Source organism: Achromobacter sp. KK8 (genome assembly GCF_054188005.1).
This window is the reverse complement of record NZ_CM135178.1, coordinates 3,809,096-3,831,463: the sequence shown is the minus strand read 5'-3', so window position 1 is coordinate 3,831,463 and position 22,368 is coordinate 3,809,096. Positions and strand designations below refer to the sequence as shown.

General features: G+C 70.5%; 21 protein-coding genes. 8 read left to right on the top strand and 13 right to left on the bottom strand.

Annotated features, from left to right (window positions below; translation table 11 throughout):
* Positions 1 to 92 precede the first annotated feature (92 nt).
* Complete coding sequence (locus ACVN9Z_RS17665; RefSeq protein ID WP_006384093.1) at positions 93 to 1,160, top strand: AraC family transcriptional regulator; 1,068 nt, start codon at positions 93 to 95, stop codon at positions 1,158 to 1,160.
* 93 nt (positions 1,161 to 1,253) lie between these two features.
* On the opposite strand, the gene ACVN9Z_RS17660 is transcribed toward ACVN9Z_RS17665, so the two are convergent.
* The 10 genes from ACVN9Z_RS17660 to ACVN9Z_RS17615 form a co-directional block, all read right to left on the bottom strand.
* Positions 1,254 to 1,676, bottom strand: a complete 423-nt coding sequence (locus tag ACVN9Z_RS17660) for a hypothetical protein (protein WP_054472547.1) — start codon at positions 1,674 to 1,676, stop codon at positions 1,254 to 1,256.
* Between the two features lie 13 nt (positions 1,677 to 1,689).
* Entirely contained in the window at positions 1,690 to 2,064 is a 375-nt protein-coding gene (locus ACVN9Z_RS17655) for a glutaredoxin family protein (RefSeq protein ID WP_458212446.1), read from the bottom strand.
* Positions 2,065 to 2,205: 141 nt separating this feature from the next.
* Complete coding sequence (locus ACVN9Z_RS17650; RefSeq protein ID WP_458212445.1) at positions 2,206 to 3,099, bottom strand: SphA family protein; 894 nt, start codon at positions 3,097 to 3,099, stop codon at positions 2,206 to 2,208.
* Complete coding sequence (locus ACVN9Z_RS17645; protein WP_458212444.1) at positions 3,096 to 4,724, bottom strand: phytoene desaturase family protein; 1,629 nt, start codon at positions 4,722 to 4,724, stop codon at positions 3,096 to 3,098. Before ACVN9Z_RS17645 ends, ACVN9Z_RS17650 begins: the two co-directional genes overlap by 4 nt.
* 93 nt (positions 4,725 to 4,817) lie before the next feature.
* Complete coding sequence (locus tag ACVN9Z_RS17640) at positions 4,818 to 5,327, bottom strand: flavin reductase family protein (protein WP_038503236.1); 510 nt, start codon at positions 5,325 to 5,327, stop codon at positions 4,818 to 4,820.
* The gene (locus tag ACVN9Z_RS17635) at positions 5,327 to 6,568 is read right to left on the bottom strand and encodes a styrene monooxygenase/indole monooxygenase family protein (RefSeq protein WP_458212443.1); all 1,242 of its coding nucleotides are present in this window, start codon (positions 6,566 to 6,568) and stop codon (positions 5,327 to 5,329) included. The genes ACVN9Z_RS17640 and ACVN9Z_RS17635 overlap by 1 nt, the downstream gene beginning before the upstream one ends.
* 68 nt (positions 6,569 to 6,636) lie before the next feature.
* Complete coding sequence (locus ACVN9Z_RS17630) at positions 6,637 to 7,425, bottom strand: SDR family oxidoreductase (protein WP_024068487.1); 789 nt, start codon at positions 7,423 to 7,425, stop codon at positions 6,637 to 6,639.
* A 399-nt stretch (positions 7,426 to 7,824) separates the two neighbouring features.
* On the bottom strand, positions 7,825 to 8,454 hold the full coding sequence (locus ACVN9Z_RS17625) for a class I SAM-dependent DNA methyltransferase (protein WP_458212442.1): 630 nt from the start codon (positions 8,452 to 8,454) through the stop codon (positions 7,825 to 7,827).
* A gap of 100 nt (positions 8,455 to 8,554) precedes the next feature.
* Positions 8,555 to 10,411 carry a phosphoenolpyruvate carboxykinase (GTP) gene (locus ACVN9Z_RS17620; RefSeq protein WP_458212441.1) on the bottom strand — a complete coding sequence of 619 codons (1,857 nt, stop codon included), beginning with the start codon at positions 10,409 to 10,411 and terminating at the stop codon, positions 8,555 to 8,557.
* Between the two features lie 173 nt (positions 10,412 to 10,584).
* Positions 10,585 to 12,207 carry an acyl-CoA synthetase gene (locus ACVN9Z_RS17615; protein WP_054497772.1) on the bottom strand — a complete coding sequence of 541 codons (1,623 nt, stop codon included), beginning with the start codon at positions 12,205 to 12,207 and terminating at the stop codon, positions 10,585 to 10,587.
* 117 nt (positions 12,208 to 12,324) lie between these two features.
* Here ACVN9Z_RS17615 and ACVN9Z_RS17610 point away from each other — a divergent pair, with 117 nt between their 5' ends.
* A complete protein-coding gene (locus ACVN9Z_RS17610; protein ID WP_049050773.1) occupies positions 12,325 to 13,050 on the top strand; it encodes a TetR/AcrR family transcriptional regulator in 726 nt (241 codons plus the stop codon).
* Here ACVN9Z_RS17610 and ACVN9Z_RS17605 read toward each other — a convergent pair.
* On the bottom strand, positions 13,014 to 13,925 hold the full coding sequence (locus ACVN9Z_RS17605) for an SDR family oxidoreductase (protein WP_020927138.1): 912 nt from the start codon (positions 13,923 to 13,925) through the stop codon (positions 13,014 to 13,016). The genes ACVN9Z_RS17610 and ACVN9Z_RS17605 overlap by 37 nt on opposite strands.
* Before the next feature lie 138 nt (positions 13,926 to 14,063).
* On the opposite strand from ACVN9Z_RS17605, the gene ACVN9Z_RS17600 reads away from it, so the two are divergent.
* From ACVN9Z_RS17600 to ACVN9Z_RS17580, 5 genes are all read left to right on the top strand, one after another.
* Positions 14,064 to 14,855 (top strand): enoyl-CoA hydratase/isomerase family protein, encoded by a 792-nt coding sequence (locus tag ACVN9Z_RS17600; protein WP_054449369.1) that lies wholly within the window; start codon positions 14,064 to 14,066, stop codon positions 14,853 to 14,855.
* A 121-nt stretch (positions 14,856 to 14,976) separates the two neighbouring features.
* Entirely contained in the window at positions 14,977 to 16,371 is a 1,395-nt protein-coding gene (locus ACVN9Z_RS17595; protein ID WP_020927136.1) for an MATE family efflux transporter, read from the top strand.
* A 26-nt stretch (positions 16,372 to 16,397) separates the two neighbouring features.
* The gene (locus ACVN9Z_RS17590) at positions 16,398 to 17,669 is read left to right on the top strand and encodes a Zn-dependent hydrolase (protein WP_054505552.1); all 1,272 of its coding nucleotides are present in this window, start codon (positions 16,398 to 16,400) and stop codon (positions 17,667 to 17,669) included.
* Between the two features lie 16 nt (positions 17,670 to 17,685).
* Positions 17,686 to 18,021: a thioredoxin family protein gene (locus ACVN9Z_RS17585; RefSeq protein WP_006384499.1), complete on the top strand. Its 336-nt coding sequence runs from the start codon at positions 17,686 to 17,688 to the stop codon at positions 18,019 to 18,021.
* Positions 18,018 to 18,974 carry a DMT family transporter gene (locus ACVN9Z_RS17580; RefSeq protein WP_006384500.1) on the top strand — a complete coding sequence of 319 codons (957 nt, stop codon included), beginning with the start codon at positions 18,018 to 18,020 and terminating at the stop codon, positions 18,972 to 18,974. Before ACVN9Z_RS17585 ends, ACVN9Z_RS17580 begins: the two co-directional genes overlap by 4 nt.
* A gap of 96 nt (positions 18,975 to 19,070) precedes the next feature.
* Here ACVN9Z_RS17580 and ACVN9Z_RS17575 read toward each other — a convergent pair whose 3' ends face one another.
* Both ACVN9Z_RS17575 and ACVN9Z_RS17570 read right to left on the bottom strand, forming a co-directional pair.
* Positions 19,071 to 19,958, bottom strand: coding sequence for a DMT family transporter (locus tag ACVN9Z_RS17575; RefSeq protein WP_006384501.1), 888 nt, complete (start codon positions 19,956 to 19,958; stop codon positions 19,071 to 19,073).
* A complete protein-coding gene (locus tag ACVN9Z_RS17570) occupies positions 19,949 to 20,683 on the bottom strand; it encodes a GNAT family N-acetyltransferase (protein ID WP_049056891.1) in 735 nt (244 codons plus the stop codon). Before ACVN9Z_RS17570 ends, ACVN9Z_RS17575 begins: the two co-directional genes overlap by 10 nt.
* A gap of 112 nt (positions 20,684 to 20,795) precedes the next feature.
* On the opposite strand from ACVN9Z_RS17570, the gene pdxR reads away from it, so the two are divergent.
* The gene (pdxR, locus tag ACVN9Z_RS17565) at positions 20,796 to 22,361 is read left to right on the top strand and encodes a MocR-like pyridoxine biosynthesis transcription factor PdxR (RefSeq protein ID WP_190277665.1); all 1,566 of its coding nucleotides are present in this window, start codon (positions 20,796 to 20,798) and stop codon (positions 22,359 to 22,361) included.
* The last annotated feature ends 7 nt before the right edge of the window (positions 22,362 to 22,368 follow it).

Below are 22,368 nucleotides of genomic sequence, written 5' to 3'. Positions count from 1 at the left end.
CCATCATAAAGGCGCGCCGCAACCGTGCGGCCGCCAGGGGAACCGGTGGCCGCTGCCCGCCGGACATCAGGACAGAGCAAGGAATCCCGGCCATGCTGAACATGACGCAGTCCGATGCCGAGGCATCATGGCACCCCGCCGAGCCGCGCTCGGCGGGAGCGGGAATGGCCGGCGCCGCCGGCTGGCGCGCCGACACCATCCTGGCGACGCCCGCGCACCAGTTGTTCGCCTCGGGCGACCTGGACGAGGCGCGTGCCATGGTGGGCCGGGTGATGCGGCCCCACCACCTGGGGGTGGTGGGTTCGACGCAGCGCCTGAACGCGCGCATGCACCACCAGCCGCTGGGCGAGGTGTCGCTGAACCGGCTGCGCTACGGGGCGCACGTCGAGATCCGGCCGGGACCGCTGGAGGACTTCTTCCTGGTGCAGATGCCGCTGGCGGGCACCGCCCTGATCGAAAGCGGGCCGCAGCGGGTGGATTCGACGCCGGACGTGGCCTCGGTGGTCAGCCCGGACGACGACCTGGCGATGCACTGGGCCGACGACAACGACCAGTTCATGCTGCGCGTGGGCCGCTCGCTGCTGGAGCGCACGCTGGTGGGCCACCTGGGCTGTACCCTGGAGCGGCCGTTGCGCTTCCAGCTGGGGTTCCGCTGGCGCGAGTGTCCGGCCTGGCGCTGCCTGATGGCGTATCTGCTGGACTGTTCCTCGCAGCACGCCGACCTGGCCGAGCACAAGCTGATCGTGCACCAGATGGAACAGCTGGTGGCGGCGACGCTGTTGTCCACCCTGCCCCACAACTACAGCGCCACCCCGGCGGGCCGCCGCGGCGCGGTGCTGCCGCGCCACGTGCGCTGCGTGCAGGATTACCTGCAGGCGCATGCGCACGAACCGGTCAGCGCCGAGCAGCTGGCGCGCATCGCGGGAGTCAGCGTGCGCAGCCTGTATGCCGGCTTCAAGGAATTCCTGGGAATCAGCCCCATGCACTATCTGCGCGACCTGCGCATGGAGCGGGCGCGCGCCGAGCTGGTGTCCGGCGAATGCCAGAACGTCGCCGGCGTGGCGCTGCGCTGGGGCTTTGCCCACCTGGGGCGCTTCAGCGCCAGCTACAAGGCGCGCTACGGCGAAAGCCCCAGCCAGAGCGTGCGCCGGCACGGTTGAAGCGGCAACGTCGACAAGACGGGCGGGGCCTGCCGTTCAGGCTGCCGTGGCGCTGGTCCATCGCACACGGCTCCCTGCCTAGCGTCGCGCGCATCAGCGCGGCTTCCAGGTCAGCCCGTCGGTCGAGCGGTATTCCGGGATGCCGGCGCAGCAGCCGCCAGCGCCGAACGCCTGGCGGCCAATGAACGCCTTCACGAAGCCCTTGCCCGCGGTCAGTTCCTGGCGCACGCAGCGCGTGGGCAACAGGGAGAAATCGCCCTCCAGCACCAACGTCCAGGCGACATTGCCGCCCTCCGCCGAGTCCACCTTGTAAACCTTGCATTCATGCATGAGCAGGTGGATGGGCTTGCCCGCCAGCTCTCCCCTGAACTGGAGTTCGGGTGGCGTTTCCTGGGTGGCCAGGGTTTCGGCCGTGAACCTGGACCCCGCGGGCGGCGGCGGCGGCGACGAATCGCAGCCCGCCAGCGCGACGGCCGCGCACACGGTCAGCAAGGCAAGACGGGCGGCGCGTGCCAATGGCGCGGCTCCGTCAGGCCACGTTCGCGTAGCGTTGTTCAAGGTAGGCGATGATGTCGCTGGACTCGTACATCCAGCGTGTGCCTCCCGCTTCCTCGATGCGCAGGCAAGGCACCTTGACCTTGCCGCCGCCGGCCTGCAATTCGGCGCGCGCCCGGGGATCCCCCTTGGCATCGCGCAGCGCAACCGGCACGTTCAAACGATGGATGGCGCGCCGCGTCTTGACGCAGAACGGGCAGGCATGGAATTGGTAGAGCGACAGCGCGGCCGCCTCGCTATCGACGGCGGCCTGGCCTTGCGCCGAGCGTTGCTGCGGGCGGGGCCGCGTAAGCGCATCGCCCAGCACAATCAGCTGGCCCAAACCGACACGCAAGGCTTTGACAATCATGGATGGCAACTTGAAACGAAAAGGAGCCTTGAGTCTAGCCCATTCGCGGCGACAGGCGGTTTGCGCCCCGCCTTGCCAGCCCCCTTCCTCCTGCCGGGCCGGCGAGGCCACCGCCTTTGGACCAGGCGCTGCATGCCCCCGCTAGAACGGAATGGCCAGCTTGACGTAAAGCTGCGCGCCTTCCGGCCGGTTCTTGACCTGGAATTCCTGCTGCCACTTGGCGGTGAACAGCCAGCCGCGGTCGTTCATGTAGCGCACCGAGGGGCCGACGCCGTAGGCGCGGGCGCGGCCGGCGGCGCTGTTGGGGCCGCTGTCGTCGGTGACCTGCTGGAAGGCGTGGCCGCCCACGCCCAGCACCCAGCCCTTGCCCACGCCCCAGCCGAAGGCGTAGTCGGCGTGGATGGCCTGGCCGGAACGGGTGTCGGTGGCCGAGTTGCGGAAGTTGAAGTCGTACATCAGCTTCAGATCGGCATTGAAGCCGTCCGGGCTGATGCGGCTGAGCGCGAAGACCGGCTGGGCGGTCCAGTAGTTCTTGCCCAGACTGGACGGGTCCTTGCGATCGTATTCGCCGGTGGGCGCGTACATGTCCAGGCCGACCACGTAGTGCAGCGATTCGGACAGGTGATAGCCCAGCGCCACGCCCAGCGTCATGTCGCCCAGGCCGGTGCTGCGGTAGCGCCGGCCGCCGGCCTTGAAGGTCACGTCCAGCAGCGGCGCGATGGCATGGAAGGCCAGCTGGCCGCCCAGCACCTGCTGCGGCGTGACCCAGATCAGGCGCGGGGCCAGCACGTTGACGTCGACCTTGAAGTCCGGCACCGGCAGGCGTTCGCCGTCGTTGCCGCGCAGCTTGTCGTAGCGGGCGCCGCCGGCGTAGACCAGCATATGCACGCCAGGCGGCGGCAGCGCGCCCGACATGAAGTTCTCCAGGCCGTCCGGATAGATGCCCAGGCCGCCGCCTTCGGTGGCTTGCGCCACGCCGCCGGCCAGCGCCAATGCCGCGGCGCAAGCCAGCCGGCGTGTCAGGTGTCTCTTCATGTTCCGCTCCTGCCCCCGCGGGGCGCGAGATGTTGCGCGACAAGATAGCCGGAGCCGCCGCCCAGTCCGGGGCCCGGATGGGTGGCGGCGCCGATGTGGAAAAGGTTGCGCAGCGGCGTGCGGTGGCCGCTCGCGCCATGGCTGCCGGCGAAGGGGCGCAGCCAGAAGAACTGGTCGGGCGAACAGACGCCCGCGTAGGGATCGCCGCCCACCAGGTTGCAGTTCAACGCCTCCAGGTCGGCCGGCGAGTAGCTGCGGCGGCCGACGATGCGTTGCGCCAGGCCGGGCATGACCGGCTCCAGCCGCGCCTGCACGCGGTCGGCCACGGCTTCGCGCAAGGTCTCGGTCCAGCGGCCGTCGGCGGGCGTGTCGATCAGGCCGGCGGCATCGCCCTTGACGCGCGCCGGCAGCTCCTGCATCTGCACCCACAGGATCCAGCCGCCGGCCGGCGCGCGCGACGGATCGACGGCCACAGGCTGGCCGATGGCCAGCGTCGGCCGCGCCGGCAACAGGCCGTTGTCGGCTTCGGTGACCGAGGCGCAGACCTGCTCCATGCTTTCGGTCAGGTGTACCAGCGGCACCTGGCGCAGTTCCGGCGTGCGCCAGTCGGGCGGCGCGTCGAGCGCGAAATGGATCTGCATGCCGCCGCGGCCGTGGCGGTAGCCGGCGGCGCGGCGCCGCACTGGCTCGGGCGCATCGGGCAGCAGCGTGCCGTACAGTTGGCCAGGCGTGACGTTGCAGACCACGGCTTCGGTGGCGTGGTATTCGCGGCCGGCGGCCACGACGCCGACGGCGCGGCGGCGGCGGCCCGCGCCGCGCGTCAGGATGCGTTCGACGGCGTTGCCGGTCAGCAGCCGGCCACCGTGGTGCTCAATCACCTTGGCCAGCGCATCCACCACGCCCTGGCTGCCGCCCTTGACCACCGGCATGCCACCGGCCACCACCGCGGCGAAGGTCAGCTTGCCGATCAGCGCCGAACAGGCGTCGTCGGGTCCCAGGCCGGTGTGCAGCACCCACGGCGCGATCAACGCGCGCACGGCGTCGGATCGCAGTTCACGGTCCGACCAGCGGCGAAAGCTCTCCAGCGAATCGGCGGCGAACGCCATCAGGCCGTCCAGGCCGCGCCGGCGCCACTCGCCGAACAGCAGCTTGAGCATGCCGGCGCCATACGGGTTCTGCCCCAGCAGGCCGAAGGTCAGCGCGGCGTCTTCGCCGAACAGGCGTTGCGCCATGGCGCCGAAGGCCTGGCCGTCGCCGGGCGCCCAGGCGTCCAGGCGCCGCGCGCTGTCCGCGATGTCCTGCCTGAGCGCGATGCCGCTGCCGTCGGGCAGCGCCAGGCCGGTGCTGTAGTCGCACTGGGCGAATTCCAGGCCGGCGGTCTGCAACGCCGGCTTGAGGGCCGCGTAGGCGGGGCCGCCGACGAACAGCGGGTACCAGCTGGACAGCACGTCGTGACGGTAGCCGGGAAACAGTTCCTCGGTGCGGATGCAGCCGCCCAGGCGGTCGTTGCGCTCCAGCACCAGCACCGATTTGCCGCGCTGCGCCAGCAGCGCCGCGCACACCAGCGAATTCATGCCGCTGCCCACCACGATGATCTGGGCGTCGGACGTCGATGAAACAGGCATCACAGGCTCCGGCCGGCCACGCGGACCGGGAAGGTTGATGAAGCGATGGCGCATGCGCCCCCATGCCGGCGCGGGCCGACCTGGCGCCGCGCGCTACGTCAGCGCCGTGAAGCGCCCCGCGTGGAACACCAGCGGCGTGGCCGCCATCGCCGGCGCGGTGGCCACGCGCAACACCCGGCCGAACAGCAGCAGGTGGTCGCCGGCCGGGCTCTGCTGGTCGTTGGCGCAGACCAGCGTGGCCACGGCGCCGGCGATGGCGGGCACGCCCTCGGGCACCTCGTGCAGTTCGGCGCCCTCGAACTTGTCCGGCACGGCCGGGTCGGCGAAGCGGCGCGCCAGCGCTTCCTGGCCGCAGGCCAGCACGCTGATGGTGAAGTGGTCGCAATCGCGGAACGCCGCCAGGTTGGGCGAACGGTTCACCAGGCTCCACAGCACCAGCGGCGGATCGAGCGACAGCGAGGCGAACGAGTTGATGGTCAGCCCGACCTTGCGGCCGTCCGGACAGCGCGTGGCGACGATGGCCACGCCCGTCGGATAGCTGCCCAGCACGCCGCGCAGGACCTTGGGGTGCAGGTCGGTGCTGCCCCAGTCCAGGGCCGCCATCACGCCGCCGCCCGGGTGGATTTGTCGGCGATGAAGGCATCGCAGGCCGTGGCGTCGGTCCACCACGGGAAGAAGTTGGGCGGATGGTTGAAGCCGTTGGCGACGGCGCTGGCCAGCGCGGGCGCGTCGCCGGCGGCCTGCAGCAGCCGCAGCAGGTGCGGCGGCGGCGGCAGCAGCATCGAGTTGGTCCAGTCGACCACGGCGCTGGCGTAGTCCCAGAAGCGCTCGAAGGTCCGCCGCATCCAGTCGGCGGTGAAGGCCTGGTCGCCACGCGCCAGGATCGCTTCCAGGTAGACGGCGCAGGCCTTGGTGGCGTTGTTCGAGCCCTGGCCGGTGATGGGGTCGTTGGTGACCACGGCGTCGCCCAGGCCCAGCACCAGGCGGCCGGATGGCAGCGTCATGATCGGCTTGCGCACGGTGGGCGCGAAGCTGCCGGCCAGGATGCCGTTGGCGTCGGTCAGCTCGACGGCCGCGCAGCGCTCGGCCTCCCAGGGCAGGAAGGTGCGCAGGATGTCCAGGCTCCTGGCCAGGTGATCCTGCGGCGTCCTGATGTCGCGCCAGCAGTCCATCGGGCCGCCCGGCACGCCTTCGAACACCATGATTTCGCAGGGACCGCTGCGAGTCAGCGCGGGGAACACGAAGTATTCGCCGACGCCGGGAATCAGGTTGAAGGCGACCCGCGAGAACACCGGCGCCGGGTGCATGCCGTGCACATACGTCAGCGCCAGCGCGCGCTGCGGCTTGTCGAAGCGCGAGCGCGCCGCGTCGCGTTCGAACAGCTTGACCACGTCGCCCTTGCCGGCGGCCAGCAGCACCAGGTCGTGCGAGGCGGCCAGCAGCTCCAGTTCGGCCACGCCGCCATCCTGGATCAGCAGGCGGCCGCCGCGGGCGGCGAACAATTCCATCCAGGCCGGCATCTTGATGCGCTGGTCCACTGCCTGCGCCGGGCGGTCCAGGCGCGCGGCCCAGTCGATCAGCTTGTGGCCGGGGCGCTCGGGATGCGGCACGGCCAGGCCGATGCCCTCGACCGGCGGACACGCGGCCTCCCACTGGTTCAGCCCCAGGTCGCGCTCGATCCGCAGCGAGGCATCGAACATGCATTGGCTGGACATGACCTTGCCGCGGCGGATGTCGTCCGGCTCGCGGTTGGTGACCACGGTCACCTCGTAGCCCTTGTCCAGCAGGCCCAGTGCCAACGGCAGGCCGGCCTGCCCTCCCCCGACGATTGCGATTCGACGCATGATGGTTCTCCTGTTTGGTGTGCGCGGCCGCCGCATGCGCGGCGGGCCGGGATGCGGCAAGACCGGGCTTATTCGGCCAGGCGCGGGATGGCGGGACGGGCCTGCTCGGGCCCCATGGCGGAATAACCGCCGTCCACGGCGTAGTCGGCGCCGGTAACGAAGCTGGCGTGGTCCGACAGCAGGAAGGCGACCACCTCGGCCACTTCGGCCGGATCCCCGGCGCGGCCCAGCAGGTGGAAGTCGGCCGCGACGCGGTCGGTCTTGGCGCGGTCGCCGTGGGTCAGTTCGTCCATGACGCGCGACCAGGTCCAGCCGGGCGACACGGAATTGACGCGGATGCGGTCGCCGGCATAGTCCATCGCCAGGCTGCGGGTGACCTGCAGCAGCGCGGCCTTGGAGACCGGGTAGAGCCAGCGGCCGGTCTGCGCCACGCGCGACGAGATGCTGGTGAAGTTGACGATGGCGCCGCCGCCCGCGGCCACCAGGTGCGGATGCACGGCGCGGGCCGCCATGACGGCGCTGACGACGTTGATGTCCAGGGCGCGCAGCCAGTCGGCGCGGCCGGAGGCGGCGCCGTCGTCGAGGTAGGTGGCGGCGAGGTTGACCAAGTAGTCGATGCGGCCGAAGTGGGCAGCGACCTCAGTGACGGCGCGGGCCAGCCGGGCGTCGTCGGTGATGTCGAGCGGCCACGCGCGGATGCCGTCGGGGTCGCTGGCGGCGACGCGGGCGGCGCCTTCGGCGTCGATATCGAAGATGGCGACGCGCACGCCCCCGGCGCGCAGCGCGGCGACGACGCCGGCGCCGATCAGCGTGGCGCCGCCGGTGACGATGGCGGTTTTATCGGCCAGTCCCTTCATTTTGTTTGCCTCCTGGGTTGCTGAGATCGTGAGGCGGATGTTGCGGGCGGGCGCTGGCGGGGCGGTAGCCGGATTTGGCGGCGGGTATCCGGGGAGTGCGGGTATTGTGGGGTGGCTTGATGCCCGTCAGGGGGGGATGGCCGGTGGCTGCGGTGGGTATCCGGTTTGTGCTTCGTATGTATGCGGGCGGGGGAGTTGTGGCTTTGGGAGGAGGTGCTTCGTAGGTCGCCCCTCGGGCAGGCGGCCTCCCGATCTGTCGCGCTGCTGGACCCGTGTGCAGGGAATGGAACTTTCAGGGCTGCCAATCTTGGCCGCGCGGGCGGCCAAGATTGGCGTCCAGGCGTTTGATGGGGTGGCGAATGCGCTGCGCGCCGGTGACGCGTGTATCGCGTCGTGCGGTCAGTCCACCCTTCTCCACACACTGGCGAGCCAGGGTTGTTGTTCGCGGGGCAGGCCGTCGGGGCGGTAGTAGTGTTCGAGTTCTTCGAAGCCTGCCGCTTGCAGCAGAGCGCGCCAGCCGTCCAGGTCGTGGTAGGCGCCGTAGCGGCCGCGGTTCCAGCCTTCCTGGTTGCCGCCGCGGGGGTTGGAGCTGAACAGGACGCCGCGGGGTTTGAGGGCGGCGCGCAGGTCACGCAGGACGCGGGGCAGTTCCTGCGTGGGGACGTGGAACAGGACGGCGTTGGCGAAGATGCCGTCGAAGCGGGCGGCGGGCAGTTGCAGGCGCAGGAAGTCCTGGTGCCAGACCTCGCAGCCGCTGGCGGCGCGGGCCATGGCGACGAAGCTGGGGGTGCCGTCCAGGCCGACGGCGCGGTGGCCGAGGGCGGTAAAGGTCTTGAGATCGCGGCCGGGGCCGCAGCCCAGGTCGAGGATGTCGCAGGGCGGCTTGCCCTCGATGTGGCGCAGCAACGCGGCGATGTTCTGGCTGACGTCGTGATCGCGCGTGCCTTCCTCGAAGGACCGGGCGCTTTCTTCGTAGTGGGCCAGCGTCAGCGTGGTGATCTTGGCGAGGTCTTCGGCGTCGAGTTTCATGGGACGATTGTGCCGTAAAAAAAACCCGCGCACGTCACCGTGCACGGGTTTGGGATCGGGCGCGGCCGGCTTAGGCGCGGCCGGCTTGGTCTGCCCAGCCTCAGGCGGCCAGGCGCCCTTCGATCCTGGCCTTGGTGGCGGGCAGGTCTTCCGGCAGGCCCTGGGCCAGCTGGCCGAACAGTTCGTCGTGCAACGCCAGTTCGTCGCGCCAGGCGCCGTCGTCGACCGACATGACCTGTTCGAACTTGTCGGGGCTGAATTCCAGGCCGGTCCAGTCGATGTCCTGGTAGCTGGGCGAGATGCCGAACACCTGGTCCACGCCGCCGGCCTGGCCGTCGATGCGGCCCAGCATCCAGCGCAACACGCGCATGTTCTCGCCGAAGCCGGGCCAGACGAATTTGCCGTCCGGGCCCTTGCGGAACCAGTTGACGCAGTAGATGCGCGGCAGCGTGGCGCCGGCGGCTTCGAGCTGCTTGCCGAGCTTGAGCCAGTGCGTGAAGTAGTCGCTCATGTTGTAGCCGCAGAACGGCAGCATGGCGAACGGATCGCGCCGCACCACGCCCTGCTGGCCGACGGCGGCGGCCGTGGTTTCCGAGCCCATGGTGGCGGCCATGTAGACGCCTTCGACCCAGTTGCGCGCCTCGGTCACCAGCGGCACGGTGGTGGAGCGGCGGCCGCCGAAGATGAAGGCGTCGATCACCACGCCCTGCGGGTTTTCCCATTCGGGGTCGATCGACGGACACTGCGCCGCCGGAGCGGTGAAGCGCGCGTTGGGGTGGGCGGCCTTGCGGCCGGTCTCGCGGGCGATGGCGGGCGTCCAGTCCTGGCCCTGCCAGTCGATCAGGTGCGCGGGCGGCGTGTCGGTCATGCCTTCCCACCAGACGTCGCCGTCGTCGGTCAGGGCGACGTTGGTGAAGATGACGTTGGCCTTGAGCGTGGCCATGGCGTTGAAGTTGGTCTGCTCGCTGGTGCCCGGGGCCACGCCGAAATAGCCGGCCTCGGGGTTGATGGCGTGCAGGCGGCCGTCGGCGCCCGGTTTGATCCAGGCGATATCGTCGCCGATGGTGGTGACCTTCCAGCCGTCCATGCCCTGCGGCGGGATCAGCATGGCGAAGTTGGTCTTGCCGCAGGCCGACGGGAAGGCGGCGGCGACGTGGTACTTGCGGTCCTTGGGCGAGGTCACGCCCAGGATCAGCATGTGTTCGGCCAGCCAGCCCTGGTCGCGGCCCATGGTGGAGGCGATGCGCAGCGCGAAGCACTTCTTGCCCAGCAGCGCGTTGCCGCCGTAGCCCGAGCCGAAACTCCAGATCTCGCGGCTCTTGGGAAAATGCACGATGTACTTGGTGGCGTTGCAGGGCCAGGCCACGTCGGCCTCGCCGGCGGCCAGGGGCTTGCCGACCGAATGCACGCAGGGAACGAAGTCGCCGTCGGCGCCGAGCACGTCGTAGACCTGCTTGCCCATGCGCGTCATGATGCGCATGTTGACCACGACGTAGGGACTGTCGGACAGTTCGACGCCGATGTGGGCGATGTCCGAACCCAGCGGGCCCATCGAGAACGGCACCACGTACAGCGTGCGGCCGCGCATGGCGCCGTCGAACAGGCCGTTCAAGGTCGCGCGCATCTCGGCCGGGTCGGCCCAGTTGTTGGTGGGGCCGGCGTCCTCGGCGCGATCGGAGCAGATGAAGGTGCGGTCCTCGACGCGCGCCACATCGGACGGGTCCGAACAGGCCAGGAATGAATTGGGCCGCTTGGCCGGGTTGAGGCGGCGCATGGTGCCGGCCTGGACCATCTGTTCGCAGAGGCGATCGTATTCCTCCTGCGAACCATCGCACCATTCGACGCGGTCCGGCTTGGCCAGCGCCACGACGCTGGCGACCCAGTCGATCAGGCCGCGGTGCTTGACGTACGCGGGTACGTTCAAGGCCGCCAGGCCCCCGTCCAAGGGCTTATTCATTAGGGTTATCTCCATACTAAGGCTAATGGCGATACGGCCCCGTTTGACTGGGGCCGTATACATGTTTGCGCCATCATACTTGCAGCGCCGGGCAGGCCGTCAACCCGACCAAACGGACGAGTTTGTCACCGGGTTTGTCACTGTTTCATTGGCGCTTGTCGCGTCCGCCGCCCTCATGCGTGGCTACCGTCGCGCAGCGAGCGGCGGATGATCTTGCCGGTGGCCGTGGTCGGCAAACTGGTTACAAAGCGGATGCGGCGCGGGTACTCGTGGGCCGCGAGCCGGGTGCGCACGTGCGCTTGCAACGCCTTGACCAGCGCCTCGTCGCCGGCCACGCCGTCGTGCAGCACCACGTAGGCCATCACCACCTCGGTGCGCTCGGCATCGGGCACGCCCACCACGGCCGCCATGCGCACCGCGGGGTGGCCGAGCAGGCAGTCTTCGATGGGGCCGGGGCCGATGCGGTAGCCGGCGCTGGTGATGACGTCGTCGTTGCGGCCGACGAAGCGGATGAAGCCGTCGGCGTCGCACACGCCCATGTCGCCGGTCAGCAGGTAATCGCCGGCGAATTTCTCGGCGGTGGCCTGCGGGTTGTTCCAGTAGCCCAGGAACATCACCGGATCGGGCCGCAATACGCCGATATTGCCTTCCTGGCCATCGGCCATTTCGGCGCCCTGCTCGTCCACGATGGCGACCCGGTGTCCGGGCGCGGCGCGGCCGATGCTGCCGATGCGCGGCTCGAACAGGGATGAGCACGACGACACCAGCATGTTGCATTCAGTCTGGCCGTAGAACTCGTTGATGGTCACGCCCAGCACGCGGCGGCCCCAGTCGATCAGTTCGGCGCCAAGCGATTCGCCGCCGCTGGCCACCGAGCGCAGCGCCAGCGCATCCGGCGCCGGCGGATTGGCCACGCCGCGCATCATCTTGAGCGCGGTGGGCGGCAGGAAGGTGTGCGTGACGCCATGGCGCGCCATCAGGTCGAAGGCCGCGGCGCCGTCGAATTTCTCGAAGCGCCGCGCCAGCACCGGCACGCCGTGGTGCCAGGCCGGCAGCAGCACGTCCAGCAGGCCGCCGATCCAGGCCCAGTCGGCCGGCGTCCACATCAGCGTGGCGCGCTCGGGGAAGAATTCGTGCGACATCTCCACGCCCGGCAGGTGGCCGAGCAGCACGCGATGGGCGTGCAGCGCGCCCTTGGGCTTGCCGGTGGTGCCCGACGTGTAGATGATGACGGCCGGATCGTCTGCCGCGGTGGGTTCGGCTTCGAACTGCTCGGATTCGGCGTCCAGCGAGGCGTGCAGCGGCAGCGCCTCGCCCTCGCCCGGGCCGTCGATGCAATAGACCGTCTTCAGGGCCGGCAGCGTGGCGCGGATCTCCTGCAGGCGGCGGCAGCCCTCGGCGTCGGTGATGAGGGCGGCGGCGCCGCTGTCGGCCAGGCGGTACTGGATCGCGTCGACGCCGAACAAGGTGAACAGCGGCACCGCCACCGCGCCCATCTTGTAGACGGCGATGTGGGTCACGGCGGTCTCGGGCGCCTGCGGCAGGTACACCGCCACCCGGTCGCCGCGCCGCACGCCCTGGCGCCGCAGCGCGTTGGCCAGCTGGTTGGCGCGCGCCTTGATCTGGTCGAAGCTGTAGCGCGTCTGGCTGCCGTCGCTTTTCTCGTGGATCAGCGCCAGGCGGCCGCTGCCGTCGGCCCACTTGTCGCAGGCGTCCACGCCGATGTTGTAGGCCGCCGGCACCCGCCATTGGAAGGAGGACGCCAACTGCGCGTAGGTTTCGGTTCTGGACAGCATGATGAATCGGTCTCCGTGTCGTTGTTCTTTTGGTCGCGGTCCTGGCCGCTATTTTGGTCGCTATTTTGGTCGGTATGATAGTAAGCCCTGGCCACTTCCCATCGCCCCGCCGTACCCATGGAAAAATCCGCCGCCGTCCCGATGCGCCGCCCGCCGGCCAGCGCCAAGTCCGAGCAACGGATACGGGACATCCTGCGGGTGGCGCGGCAGGTGTTCTCCGAGGCCGGCTTCCAGGCCGCCACCACCACCGAGATCGCGCAGCGGCTGGGCGTGTCCGAAGGCACGGTGTTCACCTACTTCGGCGGCAAGCGCGAGCTGTGCGTGCGCGTCATCAGCGACTGGTACGACGAGATCATCGCCAAGGTCGAGGACTACCTGCCGCACGTGCAGGGCGCGCGGGCCCAACTGCATTACCTGGTGCATGCGCACCTGCGCCACCTGCTGGCCGAGGGCACCGGGCTGTGCGCCTTCATCCTGTCCGAGGGCCGCGCCCGCAATGACGATTTCGGCGAAATCTACGCCGGCCTGCAGCGGCGCTACACCGCGCCGTTGATGCGCATCCTGGCGCAGGGCCAGGCCGACGGCCACGTGCGCCAGGACATGCCGCTGCGCCTGTTGCGATCGGCAGTCTATGGCCCGATGGAGCACGTGCTGTGGGACGCCATCCTGCGCGGCACGCGGGTCGACGTGGCGGCCACCGCCGACCAGTTGGTCGACTTCCTGTGGCAGGCGCTGCAGCCGCCGCGCCGCGACGCGCTGGCGCTGGCGCAATTCCGGGGCGAGGTGCAAGACGCCCTGCATCGGCTTCAGTCCGCCGAGAACAAGGACGGCGGCGCGTACTGAGGAAAGCCGTCGTAGGTCTCGCCGCGCGCGGCCGGCGGCAGGGTCCAGGAGTGGCGCGCGTTGGGCACGCCGCCATCCACGCGGATGACACTGCCGTTGATGAAGGCCGCCGCCGGCGACAGCAGGAACACCACCGCCGCCGCCAGTTCGGCTTCGGTGCCGAAGCGCTGCAACGGCACCTTGGCGGCCAGCCCGCGCAACACCGCGCGGTAGTCCTCGTCGTAGCTGTCCATGCCGCTTGAGGCGATCCAGCCGGGCGCCACCGCGTTCACGCGCACGCCGGCATGGGCCCATTCGCAGGCCGCCGTTTCGGTCAAGTTCCAGACGCCGGCGCGGGCCGCGCCGGAGTGTCCCATGCCGGGCATGCCGCCCCAGATGTCGGCCAGCATGTTGACGATGGCGCCGCCGTGCTGGCGCATGTGCTGGGTGTAGACCTCGCGCGCCATCAGGAAGGTGCCGTGCAGGTTGTTCTGCACCACCGCGTTCCAGCCATTGAAGCTGATCTGCTCCAGCGGCGCCGGAAACTGGCCCCCGGCGCAATTGAACAGGCCGTCGATGGCGCCATGCGCGGCCAGCGCGTCGGCCACCGCGCCGCGCACGCCGGTTTCGCCGCGGATGTCGCAGGCGTGCAGCGTGATGCGGTCGGCGGCCTCGGGATAGATGCGCGCCAGTTCATCGCGCGCGGCCTCCAGCTTTTCCGGCTTGCGGCCCACCAGCGCCAGGCGCGCGCCCAGCGAGGCCAGCTCGTGCGCGGTGCAGCGCCCCAGGCCGCTGCCGCCGCCGGTGACCATGACGGTCTTGCCGTCGAACAGGCCCGGCCGGAAGACCGACGCGTAGCGCGCCGTCGCGGCGGCGCCGTCGGGGGGATGGTGCATGTCTCGCTCCGTTGTCATTTTTTTGAGGATAACTCAATATCCGACCCGAAAACACGCGTGACTCGCGTATTACCCTATGGAAACAATACGCAGTATCAGGTTATTAATTGAGCACCAATCAATAATCTGGAGACCCGCATGAGCACCCCGCCCCCGCTGCTGGTGGACCGCGACGGCCCCATCGCCCGACTGACGCTGAACCGCCCGGACATGCGCAACGCCTTCGACGAGACGCTGATCGCGGCGCTGACCACGGCCGTGCGCGAGGCGGCGGACGATCCGGCCGTGCGGGTGCTGCTGCTGACTGGCGCGGGCAAGGCGTTCTGCGCGGGCGGCGACCTGAACTGGATGCGCAAGATGGCCACGCTGAGCGACGCCGACAATCGCGCCGACGCCGGCCGCCTGGCGCGGATGCTGCGCGCCATCTGGTCCTGCGCCAAGCCCGTGGTGGCGGCGGTCAACGGCGACGCCTACGCGGGCGGCATGGGCCTGGTGGCGGCCTGCGACGTCGCCATCGCCGCCGATCACGCGCAGTTCTGCCTGTCGGAAACCCGCCTGGGCCTGCTGCCGGCCACCATCAGCCCGTACGTGATCCGCGCCATGGGCGAACGCGCGGCCAACCGCTACTTCCTGACGGCTGAACGCTTCGACGCCGCCGCCGCATACCGCATGGGCCTGCTGCACGGCGTCGTGCCGCTGGCGCGGTTGCAGGACGAGGCCGGCGCCGTCTGCCGCGCGCTGTGCGATAACGGCCCGCAGGCGGTGCAGGCCAGCAAACGGCTGGTGCGGGATTTCGCCGGCCAGCCGCTGGATGACGCGCTGGTGGCCGATTCGGTCGAGCGCATCGCCGCGGCGCGCGCCTCCGAGGAAGCGCGCGAAGGCGTGAGCGCCTTCCTGGAAAAGCGCCCGCCGGCCTGGCGCGCGCCCTGACGCGCGGCATGAGCCCCGCGCGTGGACGCGTCAACGCGATGTCCCGCGCGGACCAGGGGAAATATCCGGGTTAACCCCGAACGACGTTTAAGATGCGGGCTTCGTCCACAAGAGAAGCCGCATGCCCGCCCTTCGCCGCGCCGCCTGGAAACGTGAAATCACCGCCACCCTGCTGCTCAGCCTGCCGCTGGTGCTGACCAACCTGGCGCAGATCGCGATGACGGTGACGGACGTGATGTTCATCGGCCACCTGGGCTCGCAGCCGCTGGCGGCCAGCGCGCTGGGCGCCAACCTGTATTCGGCGATCGCGTTCTTCGCGCTGGGCCTGGTCAGCGCCACCGCGCCCATGGCCGCGCATGCCGAGGGCGCGCGCCGCAATTCGGTGCGCGAGGTGCGCCGCACGGTGCGCCAGGGCTTCTGGAGCGCGGTGCTGATCTCGGTGCCGGGCTGCCTGGCGCTGTGGTTCGGCGAGCATATCCTGCTGCTGTTGCGCCAGCCGCCCGAGCTGGCCGCGCCGGCGGGCCAGTACCTGCGGGCGCTGCTGTGGGCGATGCCGCCGTTCCTGGGCTTCCTGGTGCTGCGCTCATTCGTGGCCGCGCTGCAGCAGCCGCGCTGGGCCTTCATCGTGGCAGTGGGCGCGATCCTCTTTAACGTCTTCGGCAACTGGGTGCTGGTGTTCGGCAACCTGGGCGCGCCGGCCCTGGGCCTGATCGGCGCCGGCGTGGCCAGCGCGCTGGCCAGCCTGTCGCTGTTCGTGGGCATGGTGATCGTGGTGCTGCGCGACCGGCGCTTTCGCCGTTACCGGCTGTTCAGCGGCCTGCTCCAACCCGACTGGCAGCGCTTGCGGGCGTTCTGGAAGCTGGGCCTGCCGATCGCCGTGGCGACCGCGTTCGAAGTCACCATCTTCAACGCCGCCGCCTTCCTCATCGGCTGGCTGGGCGAGGCCGAGCTGGCGGCGCACGCCATCGCCATCCAGATCGCCAGCGTGACCTTCATGATCCCCTACGGCGTGGCGCAGGCGGCCACGGTGCGGGTCGGCTATGCCCAGGGCGCGGGCGACGGCGTCGGCGTGACGCGCGCCGGCTGGAGCGCATTCGGCCTGGGCATCGGCTCGATGGTGATCGCCGCGGCCCTGATGGTGACCGTGCCGTACGCGCTGGTGTCGGTGTTCATGGATGTGCACGATCCGGCCAACGCCAAGGTGCTGGCCTTCGCGGTCAGCTACCTGGCGGTGGCGGCGGTGTTCCAGATCGTCGATGGCGCGCAGGTGCTGGGCGCCGGCATGCTGCGCGGCCTGCACGACACCCGCGTGCCGATGATCTACGCGGCGATCGGCTATTGGGGCGTGGGCCTGCCTTGCGGCGCCTGGCTGGCCTTCCAGGCCGGCTGGCGCGGGGTCGGCATCTGGAGCGGACTGGCCATCGGGCTGGCGGTGGTGGCGGTGCTGATGATGCAGCGCTGGGCCCGGCGCGCCTCGCTGGGATTGGTGGGGCGGCGCGTGTCCCACATGCCATAATCGCCGATGCAATTCCTGGAACCTCCATGCCCACCGCCTCACCCGTTTTCCCCCCCCTGAACGCCGCGCGCCTCTGGCAGCGCGTCGAGACCCTGTCACGCTACACCCTGCCCGACCAGCCCTGGACCCGGCGCGCCTTTTCGCCGCTGTTCCTCGAAGCGCGCGACTGGCTGCGCGGTGAATTCGAGGCCGCGGGTTTGACCACCCGCCTGGACGCCGGCGGCAACCTCATCGGCGCCCGCGCCGGCCGCAACGCGCAACGCCAGCCCATCGCCACCGGCTCGCACTGCGACACCGTCATGAGCGGCGGCCGCTTCGACGGCATCATCGGCGTGCTGGCCGGCATCGAGGTCGCCCACACGATGCACGAACACGGCATCGAACTGGAGCATCCCTTCGAGGTCATCGACTTCCTGTCGGAAGAACCCAGCGACTACGGCATCTCCTGCGTCGGCAGCCGCGCCCTGAGCGGCCAACTCAGCGCCGACATGCTGGCCGCGCGCAACGCCGACGGCGAGACGCTGGCGCAGGGCATCGCCCGCATCGGCGGCGATCCGACCGCGCTGACCCAGCCCCTGCGCGGCCCGGACGGCACGGCCGCCTTCGTCGAACTGCACATCGAGCAAGGCCCGGTGCTGGAAAGCCGCCAGCTGCCCATCGGCGTGGTCACCAACATCGTCGGCATCCGCCGCGTGCTGATCACGGTCGAAGGCCAGCCCGACCACGCCGGCACCACGCCCATGGACATCCGCCGCGACGCCCTGGTGGGCGCGGCCCGCATCATCGACGCCGCCAGCCGCCAGGCCAGCGCCGCCAGCGGCAACCCGCACTACGTGGTCGCCACCGTCGGCAAGCTCGCCATGACGCCCAACGCCGCCAACGCCGTGCCCGGCCGCGTCGAACTAACGCTGGAAATGCGCAGCGACAGCAACGCCGTGCTGGACGCTTTCCCCGAAACGCTGATGGCTGGCGTGGCCGCCGACCTGAAGGCGCTGCGCCTGACCGCCGGCTTCGTGCAACTGAGCCGGGCCCAGCCCACCGACTGCACGCCGCTGGTGATGGACGCGGTGCAGGCCGCCGCCGACCAGCTCGGCTACGCCAGCATGCGGCTGCCCAGCGGCGCCGGCCACGACGCCGTCTACATGGCGCCCACCGGCCCCATCGGCATGATCTTCATCCCCTGCCTGAACGGGCGCAGCCACTGCCCCGAGGAGTGGATCGAGCCGGCGCAGCTACTGGACGGCACCCGCGTGCTGTACCAGACCGTGCTGGAACTGGATCGCGTGTTGTCCCGATAACTACCCCGACGCCGCCATGGAAGAAATAGAACTGAACGACAGCACCGCCGACCGCTACCTGCTGGACACGCCTGGCCTCACGCTGCTGGTGTTCCACAGCCGCACCTGCGGCACCTGCCGCATCGCGCGCGAACAACTGCCCAAGCTGGACCTGCCGGTGCAGCGGGTGTGCTGGGTCGACGCCGGCGAGAACGGCGGCCTGGTGGAACGCTACGAAGTCTTCCACCTGCCGGCCATGTTCGTGACCCGTGACGGCGCCTTCTTCGGCCCGGTGCAGGCCAGCCTGGCCGAATGGGATCTGCGCCAGCAGATCGGGCTGGCGCTGGACAGCTACCCGGCCGAACTGCCATGAGCGCCGTCGCCGCCGCCATGGCCCCTTCCCGCCGGGCGTTGGACACGCTGGCCACCAGCGTGATGCTGCTGTTGTGCGTGTGCTGGGGTTTCCAGCAGATCGCCATCAAGCTGGTGGCGGCCGACATCTCGCCCATCATGCAGGTCGGCCTGCGCTCGGCCTTCGCCGCGCTGGTGCTGGGCGCGGTGGTGTGGCGCGCCGAAGGTTCGCGCGCGCTGCGCGACGGCACGCTGGGCGCCGGCGTGCTGGTGGGCCTGCTGTTCGGCTTCGAGTTCCTGGCGATCGCGCAGGGGCTGGTCTACACCACCGCCTCGCACATGTCGGTGTTCCTGTACACCGCGCCGATCTTCACGGCGCTGGGCCTGCATTGGCGCGTTCCCGAGGAACGCATGGCGCCGCTGCAATGGCTGGGCGTGGCGGTGGCCTTTGGCGGCATCGCCGTGGCCTTCCTGGGCAACGGCCAGCCGCAAGCGGCCAACGCCGCCAGCAACATGCTGCTGGGCGACGCGCTCGGGCTGCTGGGCGGGCTGCTGTGGGGCGCCACCACGGTCGCGATCCGCCGCACCGCGCTGTCGGAAGCGGCGCCTTCCAAGACCCTGTTCTACCAGATGGCGATCGCCGCGCTGGTGCTGCTGGTCTATGCGGCGGCCACCGGCAACGCCGGCATCCGCTACACGCCTGCGGCCATGCTGAGCGTGGCGTTCCAGTCGGTGGTGGTGGCGCTGTCGAGCTACCTGGCGTGGTTCTGGCTGCTGCGGCGCTACCTGGCCTCGCGCCTGTCGATCCTGTCGTTCATGACGCCGCTGTTCGGGGTGTCGTTCGGCGTGCTGATCCTGGACGAGCCGCTGGACGGGGCCTTCGTCGTCGGCGCGCTGATGGTGCTGGCCGGCATCTCGCTGGTGAGCGGCGCCGGTCTGCTGCGCGAGAAGCTGCGGCGCGGCAAGCGCGCCTGAATTGCGCGGATCGGCGCGCGGGCTGGCACGCCGGCCGGTGCGCCGGTTGTGGTCCGGGGCATGCCCGGGCCGAAGCGCGGATCGATGCGCCGGCCCTCAGGCCCGGCGCCCGCCGCCCAGGTTCAACACGATCAACGCCGCGCCCGCCAGCACCAGCGCGAAGCCCCACCAGTCGGCGGCATCGGGGCGGTCCCCCACCAGCGCCATCGCGCCCAGCACCCCGACCACCGGCACCATCAACGTGGTCAAGGCCGCCACCGTCGCGCTGACCCGTTCGCTCAGCACGAACCACAGCCAGTACGCCACGGCCGTGCCAAGCACGATGTGGAACGCCAGCGCACCCGCCACGCGCGGGCTCCAGCCCTGCGTCGGAAAGGCTTCGCCCGCCAGCAGTACGCCACCCAGCGCGCAGGCCGCGCCCACCGCCAGCTGCCAGGCCGTCACCACGATGCGATGCCCCATCACCGGCCAGCGCTTCAGGTAGACCGTGCCGGCGGCCCACCCGAAGGCGGCGGTGAGCGGGAACACCAGGCCGCGCGCGGCGGCCAGGTCATGATCGGCAAAGATGGCGCGCAGCACCGGCCAGGCCAGCACCGCCACGCCGGCGGCGCCCAGCAGCAAGGCCAGGCCGCGGCGGCGGTCCAGCCGTTCGCCCAGCACCGCCCAGGCCAGCAATGCCGACATCATCGGCATGGTGAACGTGAGCACGGCGGCGCGCGACGTGCTGGTGCTGAGCTGGGCCCAGGCCACCGCCAGGTTGAACACCGCGACAGCCAGGATGCCGCCGACCACGATGCCCGGCCACGAGGCGCGCGGCGGCAGCAGCGCCAGCCTTTTCATGCGCGCCAGCGCCAGCAGCAGCAAGGCGCCGCTGCCCAGCCCCAGCAGGCGCAGGGTGAACGGCGGGCAGATCGACAACACGATCTTGACCGCCGGCCAGTTCAGGCCCCAGAACAGCGCCAACGCAACCGGGATCAGGCGCACGCGGCCTTTTCCCGGGCGATCAGCTCCGCCAGGCCCTGGCGCTGGTTGCCCTCGGCGTCGAAATTGTCGGGGCTCAACCAGCTCTCGTAGGCCGCGCGCAGGGCCGGCCATTCGCTGTCGATGATCGAGAACCAGGCGGTGTCGCGGCTGCGGCCCTTGTAGACGGTGGCCTGGCGGAAGATGCCTTCGAACTGGAAGCCCAGGCGGGCCGCGGCGGCGCGCGACGGCGCGTTCAGGCTGTCGCACTTCCATTCATAGCGACGGTAGCCCAGCTCGTCGAAGGCGCGGCGCATCAGCAGGAACTGCGCCTCGGTGGCGATGCGGGTGCGCTTGAGCAGCGGCGAGAACGCCACGAAACCGACCTCGATGACGCCGTTGGCGGGGTCGATGCGCATCAGCGACAACGAGCCGATCGCGCGGCCGCTGGCCAGGTCGATGACCGCATGGTGCATGGGATCGCTGGCGGCATGGGCCTGCGCCTGCTCGGCGAACTGGCGGTAGGCGGCCGCGTCGGCGAAGGGGCCGACGCTCATGTAGGTCCAGTCGCGGCCATCGGGCGCCTGGCTGAAGGCGGCGTGCAGGTCCGCCGCGTGGCGTTCGGCCGACAGCGGCTCCAGGCGGCAGTAGCGGCCCTGCGCCGGCGCCACCGGCGGACGCGGGCGCGGCGTCCAGCCGGACAGGTCAGGGCCGATGGGTTGTTGATATGCATTGACGCGCGGTTGCATGCTGCGAGGCCTCTCCAGGTTGGGGGAACGCCGCCGCCAATGGCGGACGCCCGCCAGGGGAATTTCCGTCACGGCGGACCCTGGCACGCTCTCACGATAGCCAAACCGTGGCATGATAAAAAGCACCACGGTCCGTAAATTTAATAGAGCCATGACAGAACCCGCCGCCCTGCTCTCCAGCCCGCTGGCGCGCGGCCCGGGCGCCCTGCCGCGCCAGCGCCAGCTGATCCAGCGGCTCAAGCAGGCCATCCTGGCGGGCCAGTTGCCGGCGGGCGGCAAGCTGCCGGCCTCGCGCGTGCTGGCCGACGAACTGCGCATCTCGCGCAACACCGTGCTGATCGCCTACGAACAGTTGACCGCCGAAGGCTACGTCATCGCCGACCGCCAGGGCACGCGCGTGGCGCCGCTGTCGGCCGCCGCCGCCAGCGCGGCGAAGCAGGCCACCCGGCGCGCCGCCGAGCAGGCGGCCAGACCGGCCCCCGGGCCGGCCGCGGGACAGGCGTCCCGGCCCGAGGCGCCCGTCTTTCGCACCGCCGCCCGCCTGTCGCGCATCATCGCGACGCGCGCCCCCAACGATGGCTCGCTGCCGCTCACGCCCGGCACCCCCGCGCTGACCCAGTTTCCCATCAGCGCGTGGCGCCGGGCCCAGGACCGGGCGCTGCAGGCGGCGCCCGCCGCCACGCTGGGCTACGGCCCGCCGGTGGGCGAACCCGCGCTGCGCGAAGCCATCGCCCAGTACCTGCGGGTGTCGCGCGGGGTCAATTGCGATGCCTCGCGCATCGTCATCACGGAAGGCGCCCAGGGCGCGCTGGCACTGTGCGTGCAACTGCTGACCAATCCCGGCGACACCGCCTGGCTGGAGGAACCCGGCTACCGCGGCGCGAAGTCGGCCTTCCACGCGGGCGACCTGAACGTGGTGGCGATGCGGGTCGACGCAGACGGCCTGGCCATCAGCGAGGACGACTGGCGCACCCGGCCGCCGCGCCTGATCCAGGCCACGCCCACGCACCAGTACCCGACCGGCGCCGTGCTGTCGCTGGCGCGCCGGCTCGACCTGCTGGAACGGGCGCGCCGCGCCGGCGCCTGGATCATCGAGGACGACTACGACAGCGAATTCCGCCACCAGGGCGAGCCGATCGCCGCGATGCAGGGCCTGCTGCCCGACGCGCCGGTGCTGTACGTGGGCACGTTCAGCAAGACCATGTTCCCGGCGCTGCGGCTGGGCTTCCTGGTGCTGCCGCAGGCGATCGCCGGGCCGGCCATGCCTTCGATCGTGGAAATGCTGCGCGGCGGGCATCGGCTGGAACAGCTGACGATGGCCGCCTTCATCGAAAACGGCCAGTTCTCGCGTCACCTGGGCCGCATGCGGCGGCTGTACCGCGAGCGCCAGGCGGCGCTGCGCGAGGCGCTGGCGCAACACCTGGGCATCGACCATGAAGTGCTGGGCGGCCACAGCGGCCTGCACCTAACGGTGCGGCTGCCGCCCGATGTGCCCGACCGCGCCGTCGTCGAGCAGGCGCGCCGGCTGGGCATGAATCCGAACGCGCTGTCGACTTTCGCCATCACGCCGCAGCCGCAGGACAACGGCCTGGTGATCGGCTACGGCAACACCAGCGCCGACCGCTACCCGGCGCTGGTCAGGCAATTGGGCAAGCTGGCGGCGGCGCTGCGCCACTGAAACGCTG

Bases quoted from the DNA above. Each gene is read 5' to 3' on its own strand.
- ACVN9Z_RS17665 (WP_006384093.1), top strand. From the start codon at position 93: ATGCTGAACATGACGCAGTCCGATGCCGAGGCATCATGGCACCCCGCC.
- ACVN9Z_RS17655 (WP_458212446.1), bottom strand. From the start codon at position 2,064: ATGATTGTCAAAGCCTTGCGTGTCGGTTTGGGCCAGCTGATTGTGCTG.
- ACVN9Z_RS17650 (WP_458212445.1), bottom strand. From the start codon at position 3,099: ATGAAGAGACACCTGACACGCCGGCTGGCTTGCGCCGCGGCATTGGCG.
- ACVN9Z_RS17645 (WP_458212444.1), bottom strand. From the start codon at position 4,724: ATGCCTGTTTCATCGACGTCCGACGCCCAGATCATCGTGGTGGGCAGC.
- ACVN9Z_RS17640 (WP_038503236.1), bottom strand. From the start codon at position 5,327: ATGGCGGCCCTGGACTGGGGCAGCACCGACCTGCACCCCAAGGTCCTG.
- ACVN9Z_RS17635 (WP_458212443.1), bottom strand. From the start codon at position 6,568: ATGCGTCGAATCGCAATCGTCGGGGGAGGGCAGGCCGGCCTGCCGTTG.
- ACVN9Z_RS17630 (WP_024068487.1), bottom strand. From the start codon at position 7,425: ATGAAGGGACTGGCCGATAAAACCGCCATCGTCACCGGCGGCGCCACG.
- ACVN9Z_RS17625 (WP_458212442.1), bottom strand. From the start codon at position 8,454: ATGAAACTCGACGCCGAAGACCTCGCCAAGATCACCACGCTGACGCTG.
- ACVN9Z_RS17620 (WP_458212441.1), bottom strand. From the start codon at position 10,411: ATGAATAAGCCCTTGGACGGGGGCCTGGCGGCCTTGAACGTACCCGCG.
- ACVN9Z_RS17615 (WP_054497772.1), bottom strand. From the start codon at position 12,207: ATGCTGTCCAGAACCGAAACCTACGCGCAGTTGGCGTCCTCCTTCCAA.
- ACVN9Z_RS17610 (WP_049050773.1), top strand. From the start codon at position 12,325: ATGGAAAAATCCGCCGCCGTCCCGATGCGCCGCCCGCCGGCCAGCGCC.
- ACVN9Z_RS17605 (WP_020927138.1), bottom strand. From the start codon at position 13,925: ATGCACCATCCCCCCGACGGCGCCGCCGCGACGGCGCGCTACGCGTCG.
- ACVN9Z_RS17600 (WP_054449369.1), top strand. From the start codon at position 14,064: ATGAGCACCCCGCCCCCGCTGCTGGTGGACCGCGACGGCCCCATCGCC.
- ACVN9Z_RS17595 (WP_020927136.1), top strand. From the start codon at position 14,977: ATGCCCGCCCTTCGCCGCGCCGCCTGGAAACGTGAAATCACCGCCACC.
- ACVN9Z_RS17590 (WP_054505552.1), top strand. From the start codon at position 16,398: ATGCCCACCGCCTCACCCGTTTTCCCCCCCCTGAACGCCGCGCGCCTC.
- ACVN9Z_RS17585 (WP_006384499.1), top strand. From the start codon at position 17,686: ATGGAAGAAATAGAACTGAACGACAGCACCGCCGACCGCTACCTGCTG.
- ACVN9Z_RS17580 (WP_006384500.1), top strand. From the start codon at position 18,018: ATGAGCGCCGTCGCCGCCGCCATGGCCCCTTCCCGCCGGGCGTTGGAC.
- ACVN9Z_RS17570 (WP_049056891.1), bottom strand. From the start codon at position 20,683: ATGCAACCGCGCGTCAATGCATATCAACAACCCATCGGCCCTGACCTG.
- pdxR (WP_190277665.1), top strand. From the start codon at position 20,796: ATGATAAAAAGCACCACGGTCCGTAAATTTAATAGAGCCATGACAGAA.